This window comes from Leifsonia sp. Root4, from assembly GCF_001425085.1.
GTDB lineage: Bacteria > Actinomycetota > Actinomycetes > Actinomycetales > Microbacteriaceae > Microterricola.
In genome coordinates, this window is the sequence record NZ_LMDN01000002.1 from 752,393 (window position 1) to 775,132 (window position 22,740).

The window sequence follows — 22,740 nt, forward strand, 5'->3', positions numbered from 1 at the left end:
ATTCCGGTTACGGAATCTGGCGCTCCTGCCAGACGGTCGGGTAGCCGGGCAGGTCCTCTCCGCCGAACTTGGCGTAGTGGCCGTCGGGCATTCCATCGTTGGCCTCAAGGTACTGGTCGACCTCTTCAGCGGTGATCGGGCTCTGCGGCAGCACCCACTCCTTCGGAACTTCCTCACCGGCGAAGATCTTCTGCGCGGCGAGAAGCGGCGTGCGCCACTGGAAGTTGGAGTAGACGGGAGCGAGGCCGGTCAGCCCGGTCTCCTTCCACTTGCGCAGGAAGCTCATCTCGTCTTCACCGGTCATCACCGGGTAGTCGGCTCCGGCATCCTCGAAGGCCTCGATGGCCGCGACGGCGCCGTCACCGGCATCCATCCAGATGCCCTGCACGTCACCCTTGGCGAGCTCGTCCGAGATGATCTTCTTGATCTCGGCCGGGTCTGCACCGGTGAAGTAGTCGACAGCCTCAATGCCGGCCTCGTCGAGGAGCTTCTCGGCTGCCGCCCAGCGCTGCTCGAGCACATCGACGCCGGGAAGGATGCGCAAGGCCACAACCTTGTCGCCTTCCTCGAGGTTCTCGATGAGGAACTCGGCGGTGTCAATGCCCCACGCGAATCCACCGATCGGGTGGATGAACGTGACGGGGCAGTCCGTCTGAACGCCGCGGTCGAAGACGATCACGGGAAGCCCGGTGTCGCAGGCACGCTCGACGGCCGGTGTCATGGCCGCCGTGCTGTTCGGCGAGATGACGAAGAAGTCGCAGTTGCCTTCGTTGATGAAGTAGTCGATGTCGGCGATCTGCGTGTCATCGCTGTCCTGCGCGTCGCGGGTCTCCAGCTCGCTGATGGCACCAGACTCCTGCAGCGCCTTCAGCTGCTCGTTCATGGTGATCCAGCCGGTCTGGCGCCAGGGGTTCGAGATCGAGGCGTTGGCGAAGCAGCCCTTCTTGGCGCCCTCGGCCTTGTACTGGCTGGTGTCGGTCATCTCGGCGTTGATGTATTGCAGGTAGGGCTGACCTTCCGGCCCCTCCGGAACGACGTCGCGCTCCGCGTCCTGCTTGTCGAACAGCGCCTGGTCGAACCACTCCACCGACGGCTCGGCGGATTCCTCGCTGCCCGTTGTCTCGGTTGGGGCGGTCACGCTGGGGTCGGTCGTGCAGCCGGCCAGTGTCAACAGCGCGAGCGCTCCGACCATGGCGGACGCTACGTGCATTCGTCGCATCACAAACCTCCTTGGTTGTGTGTCTTGTCGCCCTCGCCGTGCGCTGGGTCAGCGCCATGAGGGGTGTGAGTTGCAGTGCGAGTCGCGCCCACCATTGGGCGCTCCTCCTTCTCCGGTGTGGGGGAAGCTTGTGCCGGCCGCGCCTTGCGCGAGCGGAAGGTCGTGGCCGAGTAGGCGACGGCCGCGATGATGATGACGCCCTGGATGGCATCGCGCCAGGTGGACGGGACGCCGGCGAAGTTCAGCAGCGTGAACAGCGCCTCGAGCGCGAATGCTCCGGCGACAGCGGCGACGACCCAGCCGCGCCCGCCACCGAGCACGGCACCGCCGAGGACGACCGCCGTGATCGCGATGAACTCGTAGCCGCGACCGACCGACGGGTGCACCCCGGCGTAGCCGACGAGCAGGATGCCGGCGAGGGTCGCCGAGAGCGAGGAGATGATGAAGGTGCTCGTCTTGACCCACCAGCTGCGCACGCCGGCGTAGCTCGCCGCCGTCGGGTTGTCTCCGAGGGCGATGATCGTGCGGCCGAAGGGCAGCTTCGTGAACCAGATGGCGAGCGCCAGCACGACGGCGAGGATCAGCACGGACCACGGGATGATGTCGAGGATCGGCACATCGCGGATGCCGCCACGCCCGATCTCGCGGAAGCCGTCGGCGGGGTTGCCCGTCGCGGCGCCGCCCGTCCAATACAGCACGCCACCGAGCAGCGCGAGCATCATGCCCAGCGTCACGATGAACGACGGCACCTTGAGGAAGGAGACGATCAGTCCGTTGATGAGGCCGATGACAGCGCCGAAGATGAACATGAAGATCAGCACGGGCACCGTGCGGGACTCATCCTGACCGACCAGGTTCCCGGCGATCACAACCTGGGCCGTGACGAGCGATCCCATGGAGAGGTCGAACTCACCGCCGACGATCACGAAGTACTGGCCGATCGCCACGATCGCGATCGGGGCGACTCGCTGAATGAAGCGCATCAGCTGGCCGGGCTCGGCGAAGTTCGGGTTCAGGATGGTGATGGCCACGAGCAGCAGCGCCAGCAGCAGGAAGACGGCGCCGCGGGGGCTGACCAGGGTCTTCACGGCGTTCATGCCTGGTCTCCCTTGTGGGAGGCGAGCGCGGGGGCGGCTGCCCCGGCATCCGGTGCATCGTGCGTGGCGGCGGACGTCGGATCCTCCGATGACCCGCCCGGCCCGAATCGGGCCCGACGCTGTTCGACCTGACGGCCGGTGTAGACGGCGACCGCCGCGACGATCACGATGCCACGCACGACGTCTTTCATGAAGGGGTTGACCTGCATGACGCTCATCACGTTGTCGAGGACGGCGAAGATCGCGACGCCGCCGATGGTGCCCCAGATCGATCCGCGGCCGCCGGCGAGCAGCGTGCCGCCGAGCACGACCGCCGCGATCGAGAGCAGGTCGTAGCCGCCCTGGGTACCGACGGTCGGGCTGCCGACGCCGAGCCGGCTGGCCAGCAGCAGGCCGGCCATGGCGGCGGTGACCGAACAGAGCACGTGGGCGAGGATCACGGGGTTGGCGGTACGGATACCACTGAGCCTGGCCACCTGCTCGTTGCCGCCGACGGCGAAGATGTGGTTGCCGACGCGGGTGCGGCTGAGGAAGAACGCGCCAAGCAGCGCGACGAAGAGCATGATGATCGTCGAGATCGGGACCGGCCCGACACCGGTGGCGCCGATCAGCTGGAACTCCCACGGCACGCTGCCGCTCGTTCCCTTGTAGTTGGTGTCGAGGTAGCCCTTGATGATGAGCCCCGTGCCGAGGGTGGCGATGAAGCCGTGCACCCGGAGCTTCGTCACGACCAGGCCGTTCACGAGGCCGAGCAGCGCGGCGACGCCGAGGGTGAGCACGACCGCGGTGCCGATGTTTGCCGGGTTGCCCGCCATCGTGTCGGCCGCGATCAGGCTGGAGAGGCTGATGACGTAGGGCACGGAGAGGTCGAGCGAGCCGCAGAGGATCACGAGCGTCTGCCCGATCGCCACGAAGCCGAGCACGCTCATGCCGGTGAGGATGTCGCGGATGTTGCCGGCGCTGAAGAAGCTGCGCCCGACGGTGGCGACGAGGATCGCGCTGATAAGGATCACCCCGAGCAGCGCCACGTAGACGAGGACGGTGGAGTCGAGGCGTCGCCCCGATCGGCGGCGGGCCGTGACCGCGTTCATGCTTGTTCTCCTTCGAGAGCGTCGTCGACGAGCGCCGCAGCGCCCGGGTGCGCGGCGCCGGTTGCGGCCGAGAGCACCAGTTCCTCGCTGGCACCGGCTGGCAGCTCGGCCACGATGCGGCCGTCGTGCATCACGAGGATCCTGTCGGACATGCCGATCACCTCCGGCAGCTCCGAGGAGATCATGAGGATCGCGACCCCGTCCTTGGCGAGCTGGCGCATGAGTTGGTAGACGGCGATCTTGGCGCCGACGTCGATGCCACGGGTGGGCTCGTCGAGCAGCACGACTCGCGGCTTCGTGGCCAGCCACTTGGCCAGCACCACCTTCTGCTGGTTGCCGCCGGAGAGGAACTGCACCTCTTGGTCGAGCCCCTGCGAGCTGATCTCGAGCGAGCTGAGCACGCCCGGGATCTCCTTGCGCACGGCCGAGGTGCGGCGGGCGAACACTCCGCGGATCACGAGCAGCGCGTTGTCGAGCACGGACTGGCCGAGCGCGAGCCCCTGCGCCTTGCGGTCCTCGGTGATGAGCGCGACGCCGTGTTTGACGGCCGAGCGGGCGCTCGTGACGCGCACGGGAGCACCGTCGAGGGCGAGCGAGCCGCGGGAGAAGGGCGCGGCGCCGAAGATCGCCTCGACGAGTTCGGTGCGCCCGCTGCCCTGGAGCCCGGAGACGCCGACGATCTCGCCGGCCCGCAGCTCGAGGTCGATGCCATCGACGAAGGCGTTGCCGCCACCGGCGACCGCCAGGCGGAGTTCCCCGACCGTGGTTCCCTCTTCAGGGCCGGGGAAGAATGTCTCGATCGAGCGGCCGACCATGCGGCGCACCAGCTCGTTCGTGGTGAGTTCTGTGGTCGGCCCGCTGCTGACGAGGGCGCCGTCCTTCAGCACCGTGATGCTGTCGCAGAGGTCGAAGATCTCTTTGAGACGGTGGCTGACGTAGAGGATGGCCACGCCGCGTGCCTGCAGCCTGCGGATGATCCCGTAGAGCAGCGTGACCTCGTGGTCGGCCAGCGCCGCCGTGGGCTCGTCCATCGAGATCACCTTGGCGTCATAGCTGAGTGCCTTGGCGATCTCGACGATCTGCTGCTCGGCGACGGTGAGGCTGCCCACCCGCGCCGACGGGTCGATGAAGTCGATGCCGAGCTGGTCGAGCAAAGCCTTCGTTTCGCGCACCATGCCGCGCTGGTCGACGAAGCCGGCCTTGCGTGGTTCCCTGCCGAGGTAGATGTTCTGGGCGACGCTGCGTTCCGGCAGCAGGTTGAACTCCTGGAAGACCGTCGCGAGACCGGCCTTCATCGCCTGGACCGGGTGGCCGAAGGTCACCGGCTCCCCCGCGAACGTCACGGTGCCGGCATCCCGTTCGTACACGCCGGCGAGGATCTTCATGAAGGTCGATTTGCCGGCGCCGTTCTCGCCGACGAGGCCGTGCACCTGCCCCGGCCACAGCTCGATGCCGACGTCGTGCAGCACGGTGACGCCGAAGAAGCTCTTGCTGAGCCCGGATGCCGTGAGGATCGGCTCCGTGGCCTGCGCCGCTGCCGGTGCTGTCGTGTTGTTCTCGCTCATGCGCTGACCTCCACCCAGGCTCCGGAGACGTGCGATTCCAGCACGGCCGCGGTCACGTGCACCGCGCGCAGCCCGTCGGCGAACGTCGGCAGTCCGTCCGGCGCCGCTCCCGCGGTCGCGGCGTAGCTGTCGGCGATGAAGGAGTTGAACGCGTCCTGGTATCCCATCGGGTGACCGGACGGCACCGTGCTGAGACGTGCGGCATCCGGCGCCAGGGTCTCCGGATCGCGCAGCAGCAGCTGCGAGCCCGAACGCCGGCCGAGCCAGAGCTCCTCCGGCCGTTCCTGGTCGAAGCGGATGCTCTGCTCTGTTCCGGCGATCTCCAGCACGAGGCTGTTCTTCCGGCCGGGCGCGACCTGCGAGACCAAGAGGGTGCCGACCGCGCCGCCACTCATCTCGACGACGAGTGCGACGAGGTCTTCCGTCGCGATGTCGCGATTGTCGCCGCGGTCCCCGTAGACGGTGCGGGTGGTGGCGTTGAGGCGCGCGATGCGGTCGCCTGTCACGAACTCGAGCAGGTCGACCAGGTGGGATCCGATATCGGCGAATGCCCTCGACGGGCCGCCGAGTTCTGCGCTGACCCGCCAGTCGTCGGCGAGCGGCTCTGCCAGCCAGTCCTGCAGGTAGCCGCCGGTGATGCTGAGCAGGCGCCCGGTCTCGCCGGCCTGCACACGGGCCCTCGCCTCGCGCACCATCGGGTGGAAACGGTAGACGAACGGCACGGTCGCGCTGAGGCCGGATGTCTCTGCCCGCCGTGCCAGGGCTGCGGCATCCCCGACCGTCGTCGCCAACGGCTTCTCGCAGACCACGTGCTTGCCCGCGTCGAGCGCGGCCAGAGCGAAGCGGGCGTGAGTCGTGTTGGGGGTGCAGACGTGAATGATGTCGATGTCGTCGTCGGCCAGGAGCTCGTCGACCGAGTCGTATGCCCGCCCGAGGCCGAGGCGGGCCGCGGCGCTTTCCGCGCTCCGGCCGCTCGATGAGGCGACGGCGGAGAGCTCTGCTCCGGCTGCGCGGGCGGCCCTGCTGTGCACGGTGGCCATGAAGCCCGCGCCGATGAAGCCCGCTCGCGGAGCGACGGCACGGCCTGTCGCTGCGGCGGCTGCTTCTCGCGCCGGTACGGCGGAGTCAATGACGGTCTTTGTCATGGAGAGAGTGTGACACACATCGCTCGACTTTTGCTAGTGCAAAATCAAAAGTCGTTTGTTTCGAATCAGCTTCAATTCGTCACCCCCGAATAAGCCGATGTGATTTACTGTGCAAATGGTCGACATCAGCCGAGTCTCCGCGCTCGGAACCTCAGGCGCCAGTGAGCTGTTCCAGCTGCTGCGCGACGGGCAGCCGCGCACCCGCGCCGAGCTCGCGACGCTCACGGGGCTCGCCCGCTCGACGATCGCGGCCCGGGTCGAGACACTGATGTCACTCGAGCTCATCTCCCCCGTCGGCGACGCTGCTTCGACCGGCGGCCGGCCGTCATCCCAGTTCGCACTCAATCCCTCAGCCCGCGTCGTGCTGGCCGCCGACCTCGGCGCATCGCACGCGACGCTCGCCGCAACCGACCTGGCTGGCACCGTTCTCGGCGAGGTGCACCAGGCCATCGACATCGCGAGCGGCCCGGAGGCCGTGCTCGGCTGGATGGTGTCTGCGGCCAGAGAGCTGCTCGACCAGTTGGAGCGCCCGCACCACGACCTCATCGCCATCGGTGTCGGCGTTCCCGGCCCGGTGCAGCACTCGACCGGGCGCCCCGTGAACCCGCCGATCATGCCCGGCTGGGATCGCTTCGACGTGCCCGGCTGGGTGCAGCAGCACCTCGAGGTGCCGGTTCTCGTCGACAACGACGTCAACATCATGGCCCTCGGCGAGCGCGCGTTTGCGTGGCCGAACAGCGAACACCTCATGTTCGTCAAGGTGGCGACCGGCATCGGTGCCGGCGTCATCTCCGGCGGACTGCTGCAGCGCGGCGCCCAGGGCATCGCCGGCGACATCGGCCACGTTCAGGTGGCGCGCGGCGCCGGTGTGCCCTGCCACTGCGGCAATCGCGGATGTCTGGAGGCCCTGGCATCCGGCCCGGCCATCGCCAGGTCGCTGCGCGAGTCCGGCCTCGACGTGAGCACGGGGCGCGACGTCGTCGAACTCGTCAAGCGCGGCAACCTCGACGCCATCCAGGCCGTGCGCCAGGCCGGGCGCGACATCGGCGAGGTGCTGACCGCGGCCGTGAGCCTGATCAACCCGTCGGTCATCGCCATCGGCGGTTCCATGGCTCGAGCCGGAGAGCACCTCATCGCCGGCGTGCGCGAGGTCGTCTACACCCGGTCGATGCCGCTGGCCACGGAGCACCTGTCGATCGTGCAGAGCTCGGCGGCCGAGAACGCCGCGGTGCTCGGCGCCAGCATGCTGGCGATTCACCACGCGCTCTCCCCTGAGGGTGTCGACGCCCTCGCCCCGCGCGCCTGAGCACCCGTACGTTCCAGCGCGTCGGCGTGTGTCAGGGCTTCGGGGCTGCCTCGTTCCTCGGCTGCTCCCTCGAGCCATCGTGAAAATGCACGCTGGCACGTGAGAAGGCACGCATCGTTCCTCGGCTGCTCCCTCGAGCCATCGTGAGAACGCACGTTGGCACGTGAGAATGCATGCTGGCTTGAGCAAGCGGGTCGACGAGGAACGAGGAGTCCCGCCTGCGAAGCCCCGAGCCCTCCCGCGAGACTGCCGCCCGGTCGAATTCGCACGGGGACGGCCACGGACTTTGCCGGGGCGGCGGTACGCAGTTCGCCACTCCCGGGAGAGAATGGACGGGTGAGTGATGCTGTGCTGGGCCTGTTCGACACCGATTCCGTCGGTGACTCCGAACCGGCGGCATCCATCGCCCCCTGCCTGACCCGCATCGTCGCCGACTCCGGTGACCGCGCCGCCTGGCTCTATGCCAGGGCCCGCGGCATCACCGCGACGGATGTCGCCAAGCTCTCGACCCCGCGGTCGATCCAGTCGGCTGCGCACGAGAAGCTCAATGGCTCGAACTTCGGCGGGAACTCCTGGACGGACCACGGCCGCACCCGCGAACCGGTCATTGCCGAGTGGGTGCGCCGCGAGCACGGCATCGAGCCGAGCTCGAGCCTGTTCCACGCCGCGGAGGAGCGGCTGCACCTGGCCACCCCGGACGGTATCGTCGTGCGCGACGGCGGCCGGGTCGAGCTCGCCGAGATCAAGACGACGAGCAAGGCGTGGCGCAGCATCCCGCGCGCCTACCTGCGCCAGGTCTGGTGGCAGCAGTACGTTCTCGGCGCCGAGCGCACGCTGGTCGTGTGGGAGCAGCACGAGAACTTTGTGCCGATCGGCGACGAGCCGCTCTCGCGCTGGGTCGACCGTGACGACGAGCAGATCGCCGCTCTCATCGGGCTCGCCGGACAGCTGGTCGACGAGTTGCGCGGCCGAACGGCCCGCAAGATGGAGGCCGCCGCCGCGGCATCCGCCCGGGCCGCCCGCGCCGCCGAGGCCCGCGAGCTCTACGGGCCCGGCGCTCTCTACGTTCCCTAGTTGAGCAACAAACCCGATTCGACACGCGACGGCGCCGCACGTTGAAGGCGTGGCGCTTGCGCGACATGCATTCTCAGGCTCGCTAGCGAAGCCCGGGCGGCCCTGTACGATCTGCAGAGCAGACAAGCCCAGGAGGAACGGGGCAGATCGTCGAGCTGCAAGATCTACAGCAAGGCGAGTCTCATGAATCCACTGGGCGCTACAGCGAGCGCATCAGCAGTTCCGACCCCGAGCACAGCAACCCGCGGCATAGTGCGCCCTGCCGGGCCCACCCGCACTGACATTCAGGCTTTGCGGGCGATCGCAGTGCTCTCGGTGCTGCTATATCACCTTTGGCCGACTCGCCTCACGGGTGGATACGTTGGTGTCGATGTCTTCTTCGTAATCAGCGGCTTCCTCATCACAGGGCATCTTCTTCGAGAGTTCGAAGCAACTGGAACGGTGCGAGTTGGGCGATTCTGGGCAGCCCGCGCCCGCAGGCTGCTCCCCGCATCGCTTCTCGTTCTTCTGATGAGCGCGATCGGCACAATTCTGCTCGTGCCGGTGGGCCTATGGGAGCGCTTTCTGGCGGAAATCGGGGCTTCGGCGCTGTACGTCCAGAACTGGTTCCTCGCCGCACTGTCAATCGACTACCTCGGGGCCACTGCGGCGGCCTCGCCGGTTCAGCATTTTTGGACGCTCTCCGTCGAGGAACAGTTCTACTTTGCACTTCCCTTGCTTGTAGTGCTCGCGGCCTGGGCCTCGCGTGGCTTGAACCAACCACGCCGGGGCGTTTTGCTCGCAGCGGTCAGCGTCGTGACCGTGGGCTCCTTCGCCTACAGCGTCGTGTTCACACCAATCTCAAGCGCGGCCTACTTCTCGACGGGCACCCGCGCCTGGGAGTTCGGGCTAGGGGCACTTGCGGCATTCCTCCCCGTGCTCGCCTGGCGCCGATCACTGATCGCAGCAATCGGCCTCGTAGCTATTCTCGCGAGTGCCGTGGTATTCACCAGCGCGACGCCCTTCCCGGGGACCGCTGCGCTTTTGCCTGCTGGCGGCGCCGCGCTCATTGTGTGGGCCGGCCGAGACACGTTCCTCGCAAAACTCGGCGCAGTCAAGTCTGTCGCCATGCTCGGCCGCACTTCCTACGCGATCTATCTTTGGCACTGGCCGCTCATCGTCCTTCTTCCGTTCGCAACGGGCACCCCTCTCACCGGGACACAGAAGGTTGCGATCATCCTTGTGACGCTCGGCCTAGCTTGGGTGTCGACAAAATACTGGGAAGATCCGATCCGATTCTCCCCGCGCCTTCTCGGTGGCCGCAGCCCGCGAACTGTCGCCCGCTGGAGCGTGATTGGCATGGTGGTCGTCCTTACAGTTTCCGGCGGGTCGCTGGTCATTCACAAGTACGTCGAGGCTTCAGAACGCGCTGCAGCGTCTGCTGAGATTGCGGCAGCGATGGCCTCGGAGTGCTTCGGGGCTGCCGCGATGGACCCGTCAATCCAACCCTGCGTCCCGCCTGAGCCGTCCGTATTCGTTCCGTCGCTGGTCGGCCTGGAGTCGAACGACGATAATCGGGGCGATTGTTGGTCAACACGCGGATTGTCGCAGTTCAATTTGTGCTCGTTGGGACCGGAGCTGGGCTATTCGAAACACCTCTTGGTTCTGGGCGACTCACACTCGAATACCTTGATCGGCGCCTACCAGCGCATTGCGGATGAGCGCGGCTGGCGCATCGATGTCGCCGGACACTCCGGCTGCTACTTGACCACGGCAACCCTCAACGCGCATGACAAATCGGGTCGAGATGCTTGCGATTTCTGGCGCGCTGCGGCGCTGGATCTGGTGAGTTCCACGGCCGACTTCGACGCGATCGTTGTGACGCGATCGTCGACCATGAGCATTGCATCACCCGAGGGGAAGGAGACGGCGGACGCGGCTCAAGTCAACGGCCTCGTCGAAGCATGGAACTCTCGCGCGAACCCCGATACGCCCATAATCGCGATCCTGGACAATCCCGAGTTACCCAGCGCCGCATACAGGTGTCTTGAACAGCACGGTCCTCAGAATGTCGAGGCCTGCGGTTCGCCCCGATCGAAGGTGCTGCAATACGACCTCCAGCGAGATGCGGCCGAAAGCGTTTCCAACGCGCATCTAATCGATCTCACCGATTTCTATTGCGATGCGGACCGTTGCGAAGCGGTCATCGGTGGCGCGGTCGTCTATCGCCCAGACGGCAACCACCTGACTGCGGCATTCGCGCGCACTCTGGCCCCGTACCTCGGAGGCAAAATTGACGAAATCCTGACAGCGGAGGGCGCGGCAAGCGAGTAATACCGGTCACAATGGGAAGTGGACCACGCTCGCCGGACCACCCAGATGAGGAGCCACTGGCAGCATGACCACGATTCTGTTGCACGGCCTCGGAGCCGACCGACACCAGCCGTTGGGGCTCTTCTCCCCCGTGCTGACCGCGACATCGTCGTCCACGGGCGCGCCAGCCGTGATCGCCCTGGACGTGCGGGCCCACGGCGACTCACCGCTCCTCGGAGCGTCTGCCGACTTCGCTCTCGATGCGCTCGCCCACGAGCTCGCGGCGTCTGTCACCGCGGTCACCGGCGGCACGGCGGCCGAATCGGAACCCGTCACCCTGATCGGGATCTCGATGGGCGCCGCACTCGCGCTGCGGATCGCACTCGGCGAGATGCTGCCGGTGCGGCGGGCCGTGTTCGTGCGGCCGGCGTTCACGAGCGAGTCGCTGCCGCCGAATCTGCGGGCCTTCCCGGTGATCGCCGAGTTGCTCGCGCGGTTCGGGCCGGCTGAGGGCGCCGCCGTCTTCCAGGAGACGTCGCTGTACCAGCACGTCGCTGCCGCATCGCCCGTCGGCGCCCGCGGCCTGCTCGCCCAGTTCACGGCGCCGGATGCCGCGGCCCGCGCCGTGCGTCTGAGCGAGATTCCGCGCAACAGGGCCTATCGCGACCCGGCCGAGCTCGCCGTCCTCGCGACGCGCGGGGTTCCCGCGCTCGTTGTGGCCGCACCGCGGGACCCCGTGCACCCGGTGACGGTGGCCGAGGAGTGGGCGGCCGGACTCGGCGCGCCGCTGCTGCACGTGCCGGCTCGCGACGACGGGCAGCCGGCGCAGACCGCCGCGCTGCGCGCCGGGGTGGCCCGCTGGCTGAACGGCGAGCGACTGAACGACTGAACGGCCGACCGGCCGAGTGGCATGAGTACAGGCCCGGCCCCGCCGTGGCGGGAACCGGGCCTGCTCGTTATTGCTGTGCGCTGTGCGCTGTGCGCTGTGCTCGGTGCTCAGCGCTCAGCGCGTTAGCGGATCAGCTTGCTGCCCCAGTAGTCGAGGCTGTTCACGTCGATCTGCGCCGACTTGGCCATGCGGCTTCCGTCTTCGAAGAAGCCGGTCTTGCTGACAGCCAGCGTCATGACCGAGTGGGCCGTCGCGTCGCCGAGCTCGTTGAGCGCGGCGGTGCTGAGGTTGTTGATCGTGTCACAGGCCTGGTGGTAGCAGGGGTCGTACGGGGCCCCGGCCGTGCCGCCGTAAACAGCGGCCTCCTCCTCGGTCTTCAGGCCCTCCGCACCGCTGAACAGCCCGCCGGCGGGAATGCCGACAGCGATGAACGGGCCGTAGTCGGAGCGCCCGTCGAACGCGGTCGGCTCACTGGCGAGACCCACGGACGCGAAGTAGTCGGTGAAGACCGCCTCGATCTGTGCGGATCCGGGAGGACCACCGATCCCCTCGGGGTCGGCCGAGCCGTCGCCGTCGTAGACGAAGCGGACGTAGTTGGTCGACCCGAGCATGTCGAAGTTCAGGTTCGCGTAGATCGTCGACAGCTGCTCATCGCTGAGGGTGTCGACGTAGTGCGTCGAACCCAGCAGGTTGTTCTCCTCCGCGCCCCAGAAGGCGAAGCGGAGCTGCTGCTGCGGCTTGATGTTGAGGTTCGCCATCTGGATGGCGGTCTCGAGGATCGTCGCCGTTCCGCTGCCGTTGTCGTTGATGCCAGGTCCGACCAGCACCGAGTCGAGGTGAGCCCCGACGACGATGACCTTGCCTGGATCGCCCTTCTTGGAGTCGGCCAGAACATTCGTGGTCGTGCGCGTCTCCGAGATCGTCGAGGTGCTCACCGCGACGATGGTCGGCCCGGCCAGGGAGGCCTCGTAGAGCGCGACACCGTCCGCGTAGCTCAGCCCGACGACGGGCACCGCTGCCGGAACGCCGAGAGTGACGCCGGCGAGCAGTTCGGTGCGCCCGGGGTTGCCCTCGTTGAACATCGCGACCGCGTCGTAGCCGGCCGCGACCGCATTGGCGACCTTCTCCTCGAAGGTGCACGTACCGCGCTGGATGAGTGCGACCTCAGGCTCCGTTGCGGATGCCGGAACGAAGTCCTCCGGCAGGCATCCGGATGCCGAGCTCGGGGTCGGCGTGGCCGGGATCACGACGTTGAGCGTCGGCACGATGGCGCCGGTCACATCACCGCTGCCCGAGTACTCGAGCGTTGAGACCTCGTAGTCGGCGGGGTTCGGGGAGACCTGGCTGAGCGATGCAGCCCCGGTCTCTTCGTAGTAGGGGAAGTCGAACGGCTGCGAGGTGACCGTGTAGCCGGCCTTGCGCAGCTGATCGCTGACGTATGCGGCAGATGCGTCGTAGCCGGGCGTGCCCGATGCGCGCGTTCCGCCGTTGTTGTTCGCGATGCGCTGCAGGGCGCGTTCGTGTTGCAGGATTCCGCTGACGGTGACCGCCTTGAGCAGCTTCGCGGTGCTGGGGCCGCCGTTGCCATTGCCGTTTCCGTTATTGCCGTTCCCGTTGCCGCCGGCCAGGGCCGGGGTCGCCGGAACCAGCACGACCGCGGCCAGCACGAGGCTGGCGAGCGCCATTGCTCTTTTTTGCACGATGTCTCCTTCGAGATGTGGCCCCTGTTTGGGGCACGTGTACGAGGTTCGCGCACCCCGACCGCCGACGGTGAGACTCGTTACCACATCGTTATAGTTGCGCTGCCTCCGTGCGCCGCTGCCGCAGCGGGATCGAAGAGATGGCACAGTGGTCAGAGACAGCGAGGAGCACAGGATGTCGCAGCAGAACACCGCACCAACCGCCGACGGCAGAGCGATTCCGAGCAGCATGCGGGCGGCCGTGATCGACAGGCTCGGGCCGGCCGAGCTGCTGCACATGGCCGAGGTCCCCGTCCCCGTGCGCGTCAGCGACGAGGTTCTCGTGCGAGTCATCGCTGCGGCGGTCAACCCCATCGATGCGAAGACGAGGGCCGGCCGCGGGGTCGCCGCCGCCATCACCGCGTATCCGCTGGTGCTCGGTCTCGACTTCGCCGGGATCATCGAACAGGTGCCGTACGCCGCGCACCCGCTCCAGCCGGGCGACCCCGTCTACGGCATGGGCCGGGTTCCCCGCGCGGGCGGCAGCTACGCCGAGTACATCACGGTGCCGTCGATGAGCGTCGCACCGAAGCCGGCCACCCTTGATTTCGCCGAGGCGGCCGCCGTTCCCGTCGCGGCGCTCACCGCGTGGGGCATGGTCGTTGAGGTGGCGAAGGCCCACCAGGGCCAGCGGATTCTCGTGCACGCCGGCGCGGGCGGGGTCGGCCATTTCGCCGTGCAGTTCGCCCGATTCTTCGGCGCCGACGTCGCCGCGACCTGCTCGGCCGAGAATGCCGACTTCGTGCGCGGACTCGGCGCCGACACCGTCATCGACTACCGCAGCGAGCGTTTTGAGGATGTCGTGAACGACGTCGACGTCGTGATCGACCTGATCGGCAATGTGCACGCAGACACGGGCACGCGTTCACTCGACGTGCTCCGCCCCGGCGGGCTGCTCGTCAACGCGCCGACCGGCAGCTGGCCGAGCATGGTCGCGGATGCCGCAGCGCGCGGCATCCGCGCCACCGGCTTCAACACCTCGCCGGACGCCCGCACACTGGCCGTGATCACGCGGCTGATCGAGCAGGGTCAGGTGCGCCCGCACGTCGACCGCGTGTTCCCGCTCGCGGAGGCCGCCGAGGCGCACCGCGTGCAGGAGGCCGGCCACGTGCGCGGCAAGCTCGTCCTGCAGGTCGACGACACCGTCCAGTGAGGGCCGCACCCGCCCTGCTCTGCTTTCGGGACGACCTCCGGCTGAGCGACAACCCGGCGCTGACGGCCGCCATCGAGCGCGGCGCGCCGGTCATCGCCGTCTACGTGCTCGACGACGAGTCTGCCGGCGTTCGCCCGCTCGGTGCCGCCGCCCGCTGGTGGCTGCACCAGAGCCTCGATTCGCTCCGCAGCGGCCTCGGCGAGCTCGGGATCCCGCTGCTGCTGCGACGCGGCGCGACCCACACGGTGATCTCCGAGCTCGCGACCGAGAGCGGCGCCGGTGCCGTGTTCTGGAATCGGCGCTACGGCCTGGCCGAGCGCACCACCGACGCCGCGCTGAAGAGCGAGCTGCGGGCGGCCGGCCGCGGCGCGGAGAGCTTCGCCGCATCTCTGCTGTTCGAACCGTGGACGGTCACAACGGGGGCGGGCGCGCCGTACTCGGTGTTCACCCCGTTCTGGCGGCGGCTCGGCTCGCTGCCGGAACCCCGCCTGCCGCTGCCGGCACCGGCCGCCTTGGCGGCCGCGACGGCCCGAGCCTCCGCAGAGCTCGCTCCGTCTCTGGGCGGCGATGAGCTGAGCGACTGGGGCCTGCAGCCGAGTCAGCCGGACTGGGCGGGCGGGCTGCGCGCAAGCTGGCAACCGGGTGAGGCGTCTGCGTTGCACCTGTTGCGAGAGTTCCTCGCCGACACGCTGCCCCGCTATGAGGCGGAGCGCGACGTTCCGGCCGAGCAGGCGACGTCCCGCCTCTCCCCCGCGCTGCGCTGGGGTGAGATCAGCCCGCACACCGTGTGGCACGAGACGGTGCGCGTGCGCAACGCCGCGGCCGCGGCATCCGGTGGCAGCGGCCAGATCGCGTCCGCCGCCACCGCGTTCCTGCGCCAGCTGGCCTGGCGCGAGTTCGCCGCCCACGTGAGCTTCCACGCACCGGACCTCAGCCGTGTGAACTGGCGCCGCGAGTTCGATGCCTTCGAGTGGCCACCGCACGACCCCGCCCTCCTCGCGGCCTGGCAGCGCGGTCGGACGGGTGTTCCGCTGGTCGACGCGGGCATGCGCGAACTGTGGACGACGGGCACCATGCACAACCGCGTGCGCATGGTCGTCGCCTCGTATCTGTGCAAGAACCTGCTGATCGACTGGCGTCACGGCGAGGAGTGGTTCTGGCAGACCCTCGTCGACGCCGACGCGGCCAGCAACGCGTTCAACTGGCAGTGGGTCGCCGGGTCCGGGGCGGATGCCGCGCCCTACTTCCGCGTCTTCAACCCGCTGCTGCAGCAGCAGAAGTTCGATCCGCACGGCGCGTACGTGCGCAGCCACCTGCCCGAGTGGGGAACGCCGGACTACCCGGAACCGCTCGTCGACCTCGCCGAGAGCCGCAGGGCAGCCCTCGCCGCGTACGAGCGGCTCCGCCGCTCCCGTTAGTTCCATTGAGAGCGGTCAAATGGCCGCTTCGGACGCCGGAAAGCGGCCATTTGGCCGCTCTCAGTGGACCGTCGACTGACGGGTGAAGCTCAGCCGGCCAGGAGCGCCGAGCCCAGCTCGCTGCGCAGGTAGAGCATGCTGTGCCCGTAGCGCGTGGCGGTGAGCAGGCCGGCATCCCGCAGCACCCGCAGGTGCTGGTTGATCGCAGACGTCGAGACGCCGAAGCGCACCCCGAGCTCGGTGGATGACGCCGGCTCAGCCAGCGCGATCAGCAGCCGGGCCCGCACCTCGCCGACGATCGCGGCGAGCGCCGCGGGATTCTGCACGCGTTCCGCCTCCCACATCGCACCCTGCCCGCGGGCCGGATAGAACATCGAGGGCGGCTCGTCGGGGTCGACCGGCGCAGAGGCCCGCGTCGTGAACATCGTCGGCACCAGCGTCAAGCCGGCACCGCCGATGTGCTCGACGCGCTCGCGGGGGTCGCGCAGCCGGAGCGAGAGCACACGACCGTCGAATTCCGCGGTCGGGGCCAAGCCGTTGAGCATCACCGCGAGGCCGTGCTGCGCGACCTGGCGCCCGCGGTAGACGATGTCGGCCTCGAGGATTGCGCGCATCCGCACCCAGTACGGCGCGAAGCAGGCGGCCCACAGCCCCTCGAGCGCATCGACGACCCGCCCGATCGCGATGCGCGGCGGCCCGTCGAGCACGGCGGGCATCTCGCCCTGGTGCACGCCGAGAATCTGGCTCACGAAGCGCTCGCTCGGCATGCGGCGCAGGGCGGCGAGCTCGTCGTCGAGCCGGGTCAGCGGGGAGAGCGGGCGGGGATTGAGGAAGTCGGGCGTCCACAACCGCTCGTCGACGAGCGCGGTCAGCACCTCGAGGTCGAGCCCGGCCCTGGCCGCCTCGGTGCGGCGCAGCCACGGCAGCTGCAGCGGGTAGCGGGAGGGTTCGCGCAGGGTGCGCAGTGAGAGCCCCAGCTCGCACAACGGGGAGATTCCGAAGCGCACATCGCCGAGGTCCGCATCGTGCAGCACGTATCGCAACATGAAGCCCCAAGCTACATCAATATTCGCTGTGGTGCCCCCGGTGGGAGAAAGGGACCATGAGCACGAACGCAAGCCCCGAGACCGACGGCATCGAGACGATCCCCGCACTGGATGCCGGGTCACCCGCCACCGGGCAGGCCCAACGCTCCGGCGGAATCCGCGGCGCCCTCGCCGACCCGGTGCTGCGCGTCTTGGCCGGCGCCACGATCGTCTCCACGGTCGGTCGCGGCATCTTCTACACGCTCACCGTGCTCTACTTCACACACTTCGTCGGGCTGAGCGCGACCGAGATCGCCGTGATCCTCGGCGTCTCGGCGGGCGTCGGGGTGCTCACCTCCTACGCGGGCGGGCACTACGCCGACCGCTTCTCCGCTCGCCGCATGCTCGTGGTCTTCGTCGCGCTCGAGGGCGTGGCGATGGCGGCCTACCCCTTCGCCGGCGACTTCACCGCCGCGCTCGTGCTCGCCACCCTGGCGACCGGCCTCAACCGGGCGGCGAATTCCACGCGCTCGGCCATCATCGCCCGCGCCTTCGATGCCGAGCACCGGGTGCACACCCGGGCCGTGCTGCGCACGATCACCAACGTCGGCATCGCAGCGGGAGGGGCGATCGGCGGCATCGCGCTCCTCGCCGGCACGATGGAGGCGTACCGCGGGCTGATGATCGCCGCCGGGCTGGTCTACCTGCTCAGCACGGTGCAGTTGTTGCGGCTGCCCGCCCGGGTGGATGCCCCGCGGCGGGCCGTGCGCATCACGCTGGAGCCCGACGCCGACACCGCTGCCCACGCGGCGGCCGACATCGCGGAGGCGCGCGTCGCCGCGGAGGAGGCCGCCGCGGCATCCGCCCGCTCCCCGTTCCGTGACCGGCGCTACATCGCGCTCACGGTGCTCTCCGGTGTCTTCGGCATGCAGTTCGCGCTCGGCGAGATCGGGGTGCCGCTGTGGATCGCGCACAACACCGCCGCACCCGACGTGATGGTGTCGGTCAGCCTCATCATCAACACCCTGGTGGTCATCGCCCTGCAGATCCCGCTCTCACGCGGCACCGACGACATCCGCAGAGCCGGCCGCTCCGTGCTCCTCGCCGGTGCACTCATGGTGCTCGCCTGTGCCCTGTACGCCGCGTCGGCCGGGTCGCCGGATGCCGCCGGCGACGCCCTCGGCGCCGGTGTCGCCGTGGCGATCGCGCTGCTCGTGGCCGGCGCCCTCACCCACGCGCTGGCCGAGATCCTCTCGCAGGCCGGAACGTGGGGGCTCAGCTTCGAGCTCGCCGATCCGCAGCGTGCCGGCGCCTATCAGGGCATGTTCGGCATGGGCTTCTCGCTCGGCGCGATGTGCGCCCCGCTCGTGATCACGGCGACGGCGCTGCAGCTCGGCGCGCTCGGCTGGGCGATCCTCGCGGCGCTCTTCGCCACGTCATCCGCGGGCATCTGGCTGATCGCCCGCCACGCCGCGTCCGCCGCCAGCGTCCACTGAGAGCGGTCAAATGGCCGCTTCTGCAGCCGAAAAGCGGCCATTTGGCCGCTCTCAATGGAACCGTCGCCTAGAGCGCGCGCTCGAGGGTGAAGTCGTTCTCGTAGACGCCGCCGAGCAGGAAGCGCTTGCGGCCGACCGTGGCGAAGCCGTGCTTCTCGTAGAAGCGGATCGCCCGCGCGTTCTGCTCGTTGACGCCGAGCCACGCGCCGGCCGCGCCACGCTCGCGGGCCGCAGCAAGCGTCGTCGCCATCAGCGTGGAGGCTGTACCCGCCCCGTGCGCCTCTGCCCGCACGTAGCACTTGCTGAGCTCGACGGTCGGGCGGATGCCGAGCGCGCCGGCCACGTCGGAGTCGATCGGCTCGCCGAACACCAGCAGGGTGTAGCCGACGAAGAGGCCGTCCTGCTCGGCGACGAGCAGCAGCTTCGCGGGGTCGGCGAGGTACTCATCGAAGCGCGCCTCCGAGAGCACGTCGCGCAGGAACTCGGCGATCGCCGCCTCGGTGGTCTGCGGCGGGCAGGCGAGGCGGAACGTCGCAGCGGCCAGAGCGGCGAGCGCCGCGGCATCCGATGGTCCGGCCGTGCGCACGGTCACCGCGTCGCGATCTGCTGTCATCGTTCCAGCATAGGGTTCGCGCTCGGCTGGACATCAGCAGGCTGAGCCCCCATCCGCTGCTTGCCTGCCGAGTCGCCCCCAGCATCGGTGTCGCCCCCGAGGGTTTCCTTGGTTCTGGCTGCCGCCTTTCGTGACGCTGCGCGTCACGCCGATTGAGCCTGTCGAAATCCCTAGGGTTTCGACAAGCTCAACCGGCGAACAGCCGCTAGAAGTAGCGGGCGTACGCCCCCACCGTCAGGAAGGTCGGGAACTCCGGCTCGAGCGCGACGGAGGTGAAGACCTCGATGGCGTCGTCGAAGCGGTCGCCGGCGAAACGGTCGAGTCCGGCCGTCACCTGCTCGAGCACCGAGCGCGCCCAGGCCTCGTCGATGCGGCGCCCCTCTGCCGTCTCGGTGTTCTCGTTCACCCACTGCCAGATCTGCGAGCGCGAGATCTCGGCGGTGGCCGCGTCCTCCATCAGATTGTCGATGGCAGCCGCCCCGACACCGCGCAGCCATGACTCGATGTAGCGCAGGGCGATCGCGACGTTGTCGTAGACGCCGGCCTCGGTCACCTGTCCCCCCGCGGAGCCGATGTCGAGCAGCTGGGCCGCCGTGACATGAACCTCGGAGCGGGTGCGGTGCAGCTGGTTGGTGGCGTTGTCCATGCCGACGCCGAAGGCCCGGTCGAACTCGGCCCGCGCCGTCGGGATCAGGTCGGGGTGGGCTACCCAGGTGCCGTCGAAGCCGTCTGCGGCCTCGCGGCGCTTGTCGGCCGCGACCTGCTCGAGGGCGCGTTCGGTGATCTCCGGGTCGCGACGGTTCGGGATGAACGCACTCATGCCTCCGATGGCATATGCCCCGCGGCGGTGGCAGGTCGAGACGAGCAGCTCGGTGTACGCCCGCATGAATGGCACCGTCATCGTGATCTGCTTGCGGTCGGGCAGAACGAATCGGCGCCCGCGCGAGCGGAAGGTCTTGATGATCGAGAAGATGTAGTCCCAGCGTCCGGCGTTCAGACCCGCGCAGTGATCGCGCAGCTCGTAGAGGATCTCGTCCATCTCGAATGCGGCCTGGATCGTCTCGATCAGCACCGTCGCCCGGATGGTGCCGCGCTGGATGCCGATGTAGTCCTGTGCGAAGACGAAGATGTCGTTCCACAGCCGGGCCTCCAGGTGCCCCTCGAGCTTCGGCAGGTAGAAGTACGGACCGCTGCCGAGCTCGATCAGCCGGGTCGCGTTGTGGAAGAAGTAGAGCCCGAAGTCGACGAGGCTGCCGGAGGCGCTCATCGAGCGGCCGGCGCGGTCGTGGAAGCGCAGGTGCTTCTCGACCAGGTGCCAGCCGCGCGGGCGCATGACGATGGTGGGAGTGTCCGGCCCGGCGATGTCGTGGGTGACCGAGTACTCCTTGCCCTCCGGGCTGGTGAAGCTGAGCTCACCGTGCAGGGCGTCGAGCAGGGTCAGCTGCCCCTCGATCACGTTCTGCCAGGTGGGGCTCGTCGCGTCCTCTTGGTCGGCGAGCCAGACCTTCGCGCCGGAGTTCAGCGCGTTGATCGCCATCTTGCGATCGGTCGGCCCGGTGATCTCCACGCGCCGGTCGGTGAGGCCTGGCCCGGCGCCGGCGACCCGCCAGCTCGAGTCCTCGCGGATGTGCGCGGTCTCGGCGAGGAAGCGCGGATCGCGCCCGTTCGCCGCGTCGACGCGGTTCTGCAGTCGAGCAGCGAGACGGTCGTGGCGGATGCCGGCGAAGCGGTCGTGCAGCGCGGCGAGGAAGTCGAGCGCCTCCGGCGTGAGGATCTCCTCGTAGCGCGGTCCGAGCGCCGCCGAGACCTCGATGCGCGGTTCGTGCGCAGGGAACGCCCCGCCGCGGATGGCCGGCGTTGCGGCCGTCGTCGGTCGCGGTTCAGCGAATGTGGTCGGTGTCGTGTTCATGGTCGTGTCTCCTTCATTTCCGTTGATCGAGTAGGCCGCCTGCGGCGCGTGTCGAGTTGCCGGCCAACTGGGCCAGCATCGGTGGCAATTCCCGAGGCTGCCTTGGTATTGGCTGCCGCCCTTCGCGACGCTGCGCGTCGCGCTACTCGACCAGCGAGTTGTCGATCAGAACTGTTCGGCCTCTGTCGATCCGACGAGGGCAAGGGTGGCGCTGTCGGGGTTGAGCGCTGTGGCGATCCGGTCGAAATAGCCGGTGCCGACTTCCCGCTGGTGGCGGGTGGCCGTGTAGCCGGAGGTCTCCGAGGCGAACTCGGCCTCCTGCAGTTCGACGTATGCGCTCATGTGCCGGGTGTTGTAGTCCTGCGCGAGCGTGAACATCGAGTGGTTGAGCGAGTGGAATCCGGCCAGCGTGATGAACTGGAATGCGTAGCCGAGGGCGGCCAGGTCCCGCTGGAAGGTGGCGATCTGCTCGTCGTTCAGGTGGCGCTTCCAGTTGAACGAGGGCGAGCAGTTGTAGGCGAGGCGCTTGCCCGGGTGCTCGGCGTGGATCGCCTCGGCGAAGCGGCGTGCGAGCTCAAGGTCGGGCTCCGCGCTCTCGACCCAGATCAGATCGGCGTACGGCGCGTAGGCGAGGCCGCGGGCGATGACCGGCTCGATGCCGTTCTGCACCGTGTAGAAACCCTCGGCAGTGCGCTCCCCCGTGATGAACGGCCGGTCGCGCTCGTCGTGGTCGCTCGTGATGAGCGTGGCAGCGAGCGAGTCGGTGCGGGCGATCACGATCGTGGGCACGCCGGCGACGTCGGCAGCCAGACGCGCCGCGTTGAGGGTGCGGATGTGCTGCCCGGTCGGCACGAGCACCTTGCCGCCCATGTGGCCGCACTTCTTCTCGCTGGCGAGCTGGTCCTCCCAGTGCACACCGGCCGCGCCGGCCTCGATCATCGACGACATCAGCTCGTAGGCGTTCAGCGGCCCACCGAATCCGGCCTCGGCGTCGGCGACGATCGGCGCCATCCAATCGATGGTTTCGACAGGCTCAACCAGCGGAGAGCCCTCCGCGAATTCGATCTGCCCTGCACGCAGCAGCGCATTGTTGATGCGGCGCACGACGGCCGGCACCGAGTTCGCCGGGTACAGCGACTGGTCGGGGTAGGTCTGCCCGCTGAGGTTGGCGTCGGCCGCGACCTGCCAGCCGGAGAGGTAGATGGCCTGCAGCCCGGCCCGCACCTGCTGCACCGCCTGGTTGCCGGTGAGCGCACCGAGCGCGGCCACCCAGCGCGGGTCCTCCGGCGTGCCGTTGTTCTGCACGAGGTCCCACAGCTTCTCCGCTCCGCGCCTGGCGAGGGTGCGCTCCTCGCGCACGGCGCCGCGCAGGGCGATCACATCGGCGGCGGTGTAGTCGCGGCGGATGTCGCTCCAGCGCGGGTCGGCCGCCCACTCGAGCTCCAGCTCCTCCGCGGTCTGGGTCTGGTCGCCTGCCCGGCTGCTCTGCTGCGTCATGGTGTTCTCCCTCGAACTGCTGATCCGGCTGCCCCTGATGTGGCGAACCGTTGTGGTCTGCATCCACTCTGCGGCCGCGGCATCCGGCGCAGTCCACGATCAGGGGGGTGAAGTTTCCGCAAAGTTCTGCGCGGCGGAACTCCTCCGCTTTCGACGGCCGAAGGTCACGATTTCGACGGTCTTCGCAACGAAATGGCTTCTTCGCAACGAAA

The 22,740-nt window shown here is 68.6% G+C and carries 17 protein-coding genes; 7 read left to right on the forward strand and 10 right to left on the reverse strand.

All coding sequences use genetic code 11. The annotated features are described in order from the left end of the window. Positions 1–7: 7 nt before the first annotated feature. The 5 genes from ASC66_RS09520 to ASC66_RS09540 are packed head-to-tail and all read right to left on the reverse strand — an operon-like array spanning position 8 to position 6,117. Positions 8–1,219: a substrate-binding domain-containing protein gene (locus ASC66_RS09520; protein ID WP_055838152.1), complete on the reverse strand. Its 1,212-nt coding sequence runs from the start codon at positions 1,217–1,219 to the stop codon at positions 8–10. Then, a complete protein-coding gene (locus tag ASC66_RS09525; RefSeq protein WP_082492205.1) occupies positions 1,219–2,316 on the reverse strand; it encodes an ABC transporter permease in 1,098 nt (365 codons plus the stop codon). The genes ASC66_RS09520 and ASC66_RS09525 overlap by 1 nt, the downstream gene beginning before the upstream one ends. Continuing rightward, positions 2,313–3,407 carry an ABC transporter permease gene (locus ASC66_RS09530; RefSeq protein ID WP_055838155.1) on the reverse strand — a complete coding sequence of 365 codons (1,095 nt, stop codon included), beginning with the start codon at positions 3,405–3,407 and terminating at the stop codon, positions 2,313–2,315. Before ASC66_RS09530 ends, ASC66_RS09525 begins: the two co-directional genes overlap by 4 nt. Further along, the gene (locus tag ASC66_RS09535) at positions 3,404–4,972 is read right to left on the reverse strand and encodes a sugar ABC transporter ATP-binding protein (RefSeq protein WP_055838156.1); all 1,569 of its coding nucleotides are present in this window, start codon (positions 4,970–4,972) and stop codon (positions 3,404–3,406) included. Before ASC66_RS09535 ends, ASC66_RS09530 begins: the two co-directional genes overlap by 4 nt. Next, positions 4,969–6,117, reverse strand: a complete 1,149-nt coding sequence (locus tag ASC66_RS09540) for a Gfo/Idh/MocA family protein (RefSeq protein ID WP_082492206.1) — start codon at positions 6,115–6,117, stop codon at positions 4,969–4,971. Before ASC66_RS09540 ends, ASC66_RS09535 begins: the two co-directional genes overlap by 4 nt. A 115-nt stretch (positions 6,118–6,232) precedes the next feature. Between ASC66_RS09540 and ASC66_RS09545 the strand changes: the two genes are divergently transcribed. The 4 genes from ASC66_RS09545 (at position 6,233) to ASC66_RS09560 (ending at position 11,678) form a co-directional block, all read left to right on the forward strand. Then, on the forward strand, positions 6,233–7,423 hold the full coding sequence (locus ASC66_RS09545) for an ROK family transcriptional regulator (RefSeq protein WP_055838159.1): 1,191 nt from the start codon (positions 6,233–6,235) through the stop codon (positions 7,421–7,423). 402 nt (positions 7,424–7,825) lie between these two features. Further along, positions 7,826–8,497, forward strand: a complete 672-nt coding sequence (locus ASC66_RS09550) for a YqaJ viral recombinase family protein (protein WP_082492234.1) — start codon at positions 7,826–7,828, stop codon at positions 8,495–8,497. A gap of 183 nt (positions 8,498–8,680) precedes the next feature. Beyond that, entirely contained in the window at positions 8,681–10,810 is a 2,130-nt protein-coding gene (locus ASC66_RS09555; protein ID WP_082492207.1) for an acyltransferase family protein, read from the forward strand. Between the two features lie 64 nt (positions 10,811–10,874). Then, positions 10,875–11,678, forward strand: a complete 804-nt coding sequence (locus ASC66_RS09560) for an alpha/beta fold hydrolase (protein ID WP_055838166.1) — start codon at positions 10,875–10,877, stop codon at positions 11,676–11,678. Between the two features lie 122 nt (positions 11,679–11,800). Here the strand turns inward: ASC66_RS09560 and ASC66_RS09565 are convergent, their stop codons facing one another. Then, positions 11,801–13,378 (reverse strand): M28 family metallopeptidase, encoded by a 1,578-nt coding sequence (locus ASC66_RS09565; protein WP_055838169.1) that lies wholly within the window; start codon positions 13,376–13,378, stop codon positions 11,801–11,803. A 175-nt stretch (positions 13,379–13,553) separates the two neighbouring features. On the opposite strand from ASC66_RS09565, the gene ASC66_RS09570 reads away from it, so the two are divergent. Both ASC66_RS09570 and ASC66_RS09575 read left to right on the forward strand, forming a co-directional pair. Beyond that, positions 13,554–14,570 (forward strand): NADP-dependent oxidoreductase, encoded by a 1,017-nt coding sequence (locus ASC66_RS09570; protein WP_235496816.1) that lies wholly within the window; start codon positions 13,554–13,556, stop codon positions 14,568–14,570. Further along, positions 14,567–15,988 (forward strand): cryptochrome/photolyase family protein, encoded by a 1,422-nt coding sequence (locus ASC66_RS09575; protein ID WP_055838172.1) that lies wholly within the window; start codon positions 14,567–14,569, stop codon positions 15,986–15,988. Before ASC66_RS09570 ends, ASC66_RS09575 begins: the two co-directional genes overlap by 4 nt. Positions 15,989–16,077: 89 nt before the next feature. On the opposite strand, the gene ASC66_RS09580 is transcribed toward ASC66_RS09575, so the two are convergent. Then, positions 16,078–17,034: an ArsR/SmtB family transcription factor gene (locus tag ASC66_RS09580; protein WP_055838174.1), complete on the reverse strand. Its 957-nt coding sequence runs from the start codon at positions 17,032–17,034 to the stop codon at positions 16,078–16,080. 56 nt (positions 17,035–17,090) lie between these two features. Here ASC66_RS09580 and ASC66_RS09585 point away from each other — a divergent pair, with 56 nt between their 5' ends. After that, positions 17,091–18,509 carry an MFS transporter gene (locus ASC66_RS09585; protein WP_082492209.1) on the forward strand — a complete coding sequence of 473 codons (1,419 nt, stop codon included), beginning with the start codon at positions 17,091–17,093 and terminating at the stop codon, positions 18,507–18,509. Positions 18,510–18,576: 67 nt separating this feature from the next. Here the strand turns inward: ASC66_RS09585 and ASC66_RS09590 are convergent, their stop codons facing one another. The 3 genes from ASC66_RS09590 to aceA form a co-directional block, all read right to left on the reverse strand. Continuing rightward, a complete protein-coding gene (locus tag ASC66_RS09590) occupies positions 18,577–19,122 on the reverse strand; it encodes a GNAT family N-acetyltransferase (protein WP_055838177.1) in 546 nt (181 codons plus the stop codon). Positions 19,123–19,327: 205 nt separating this feature from the next. Further along, positions 19,328–21,031 carry a malate synthase A gene (gene aceB, locus ASC66_RS09595; protein ID WP_055838180.1) on the reverse strand — a complete coding sequence of 568 codons (1,704 nt, stop codon included), beginning with the start codon at positions 21,029–21,031 and terminating at the stop codon, positions 19,328–19,330. Positions 21,032–21,196: 165 nt separating this feature from the next. Then, positions 21,197–22,528 carry an isocitrate lyase gene (gene aceA / locus ASC66_RS09600; protein WP_055838183.1) on the reverse strand — a complete coding sequence of 444 codons (1,332 nt, stop codon included), beginning with the start codon at positions 22,526–22,528 and terminating at the stop codon, positions 21,197–21,199. Positions 22,529–22,740 lie beyond the last annotated feature (212 nt).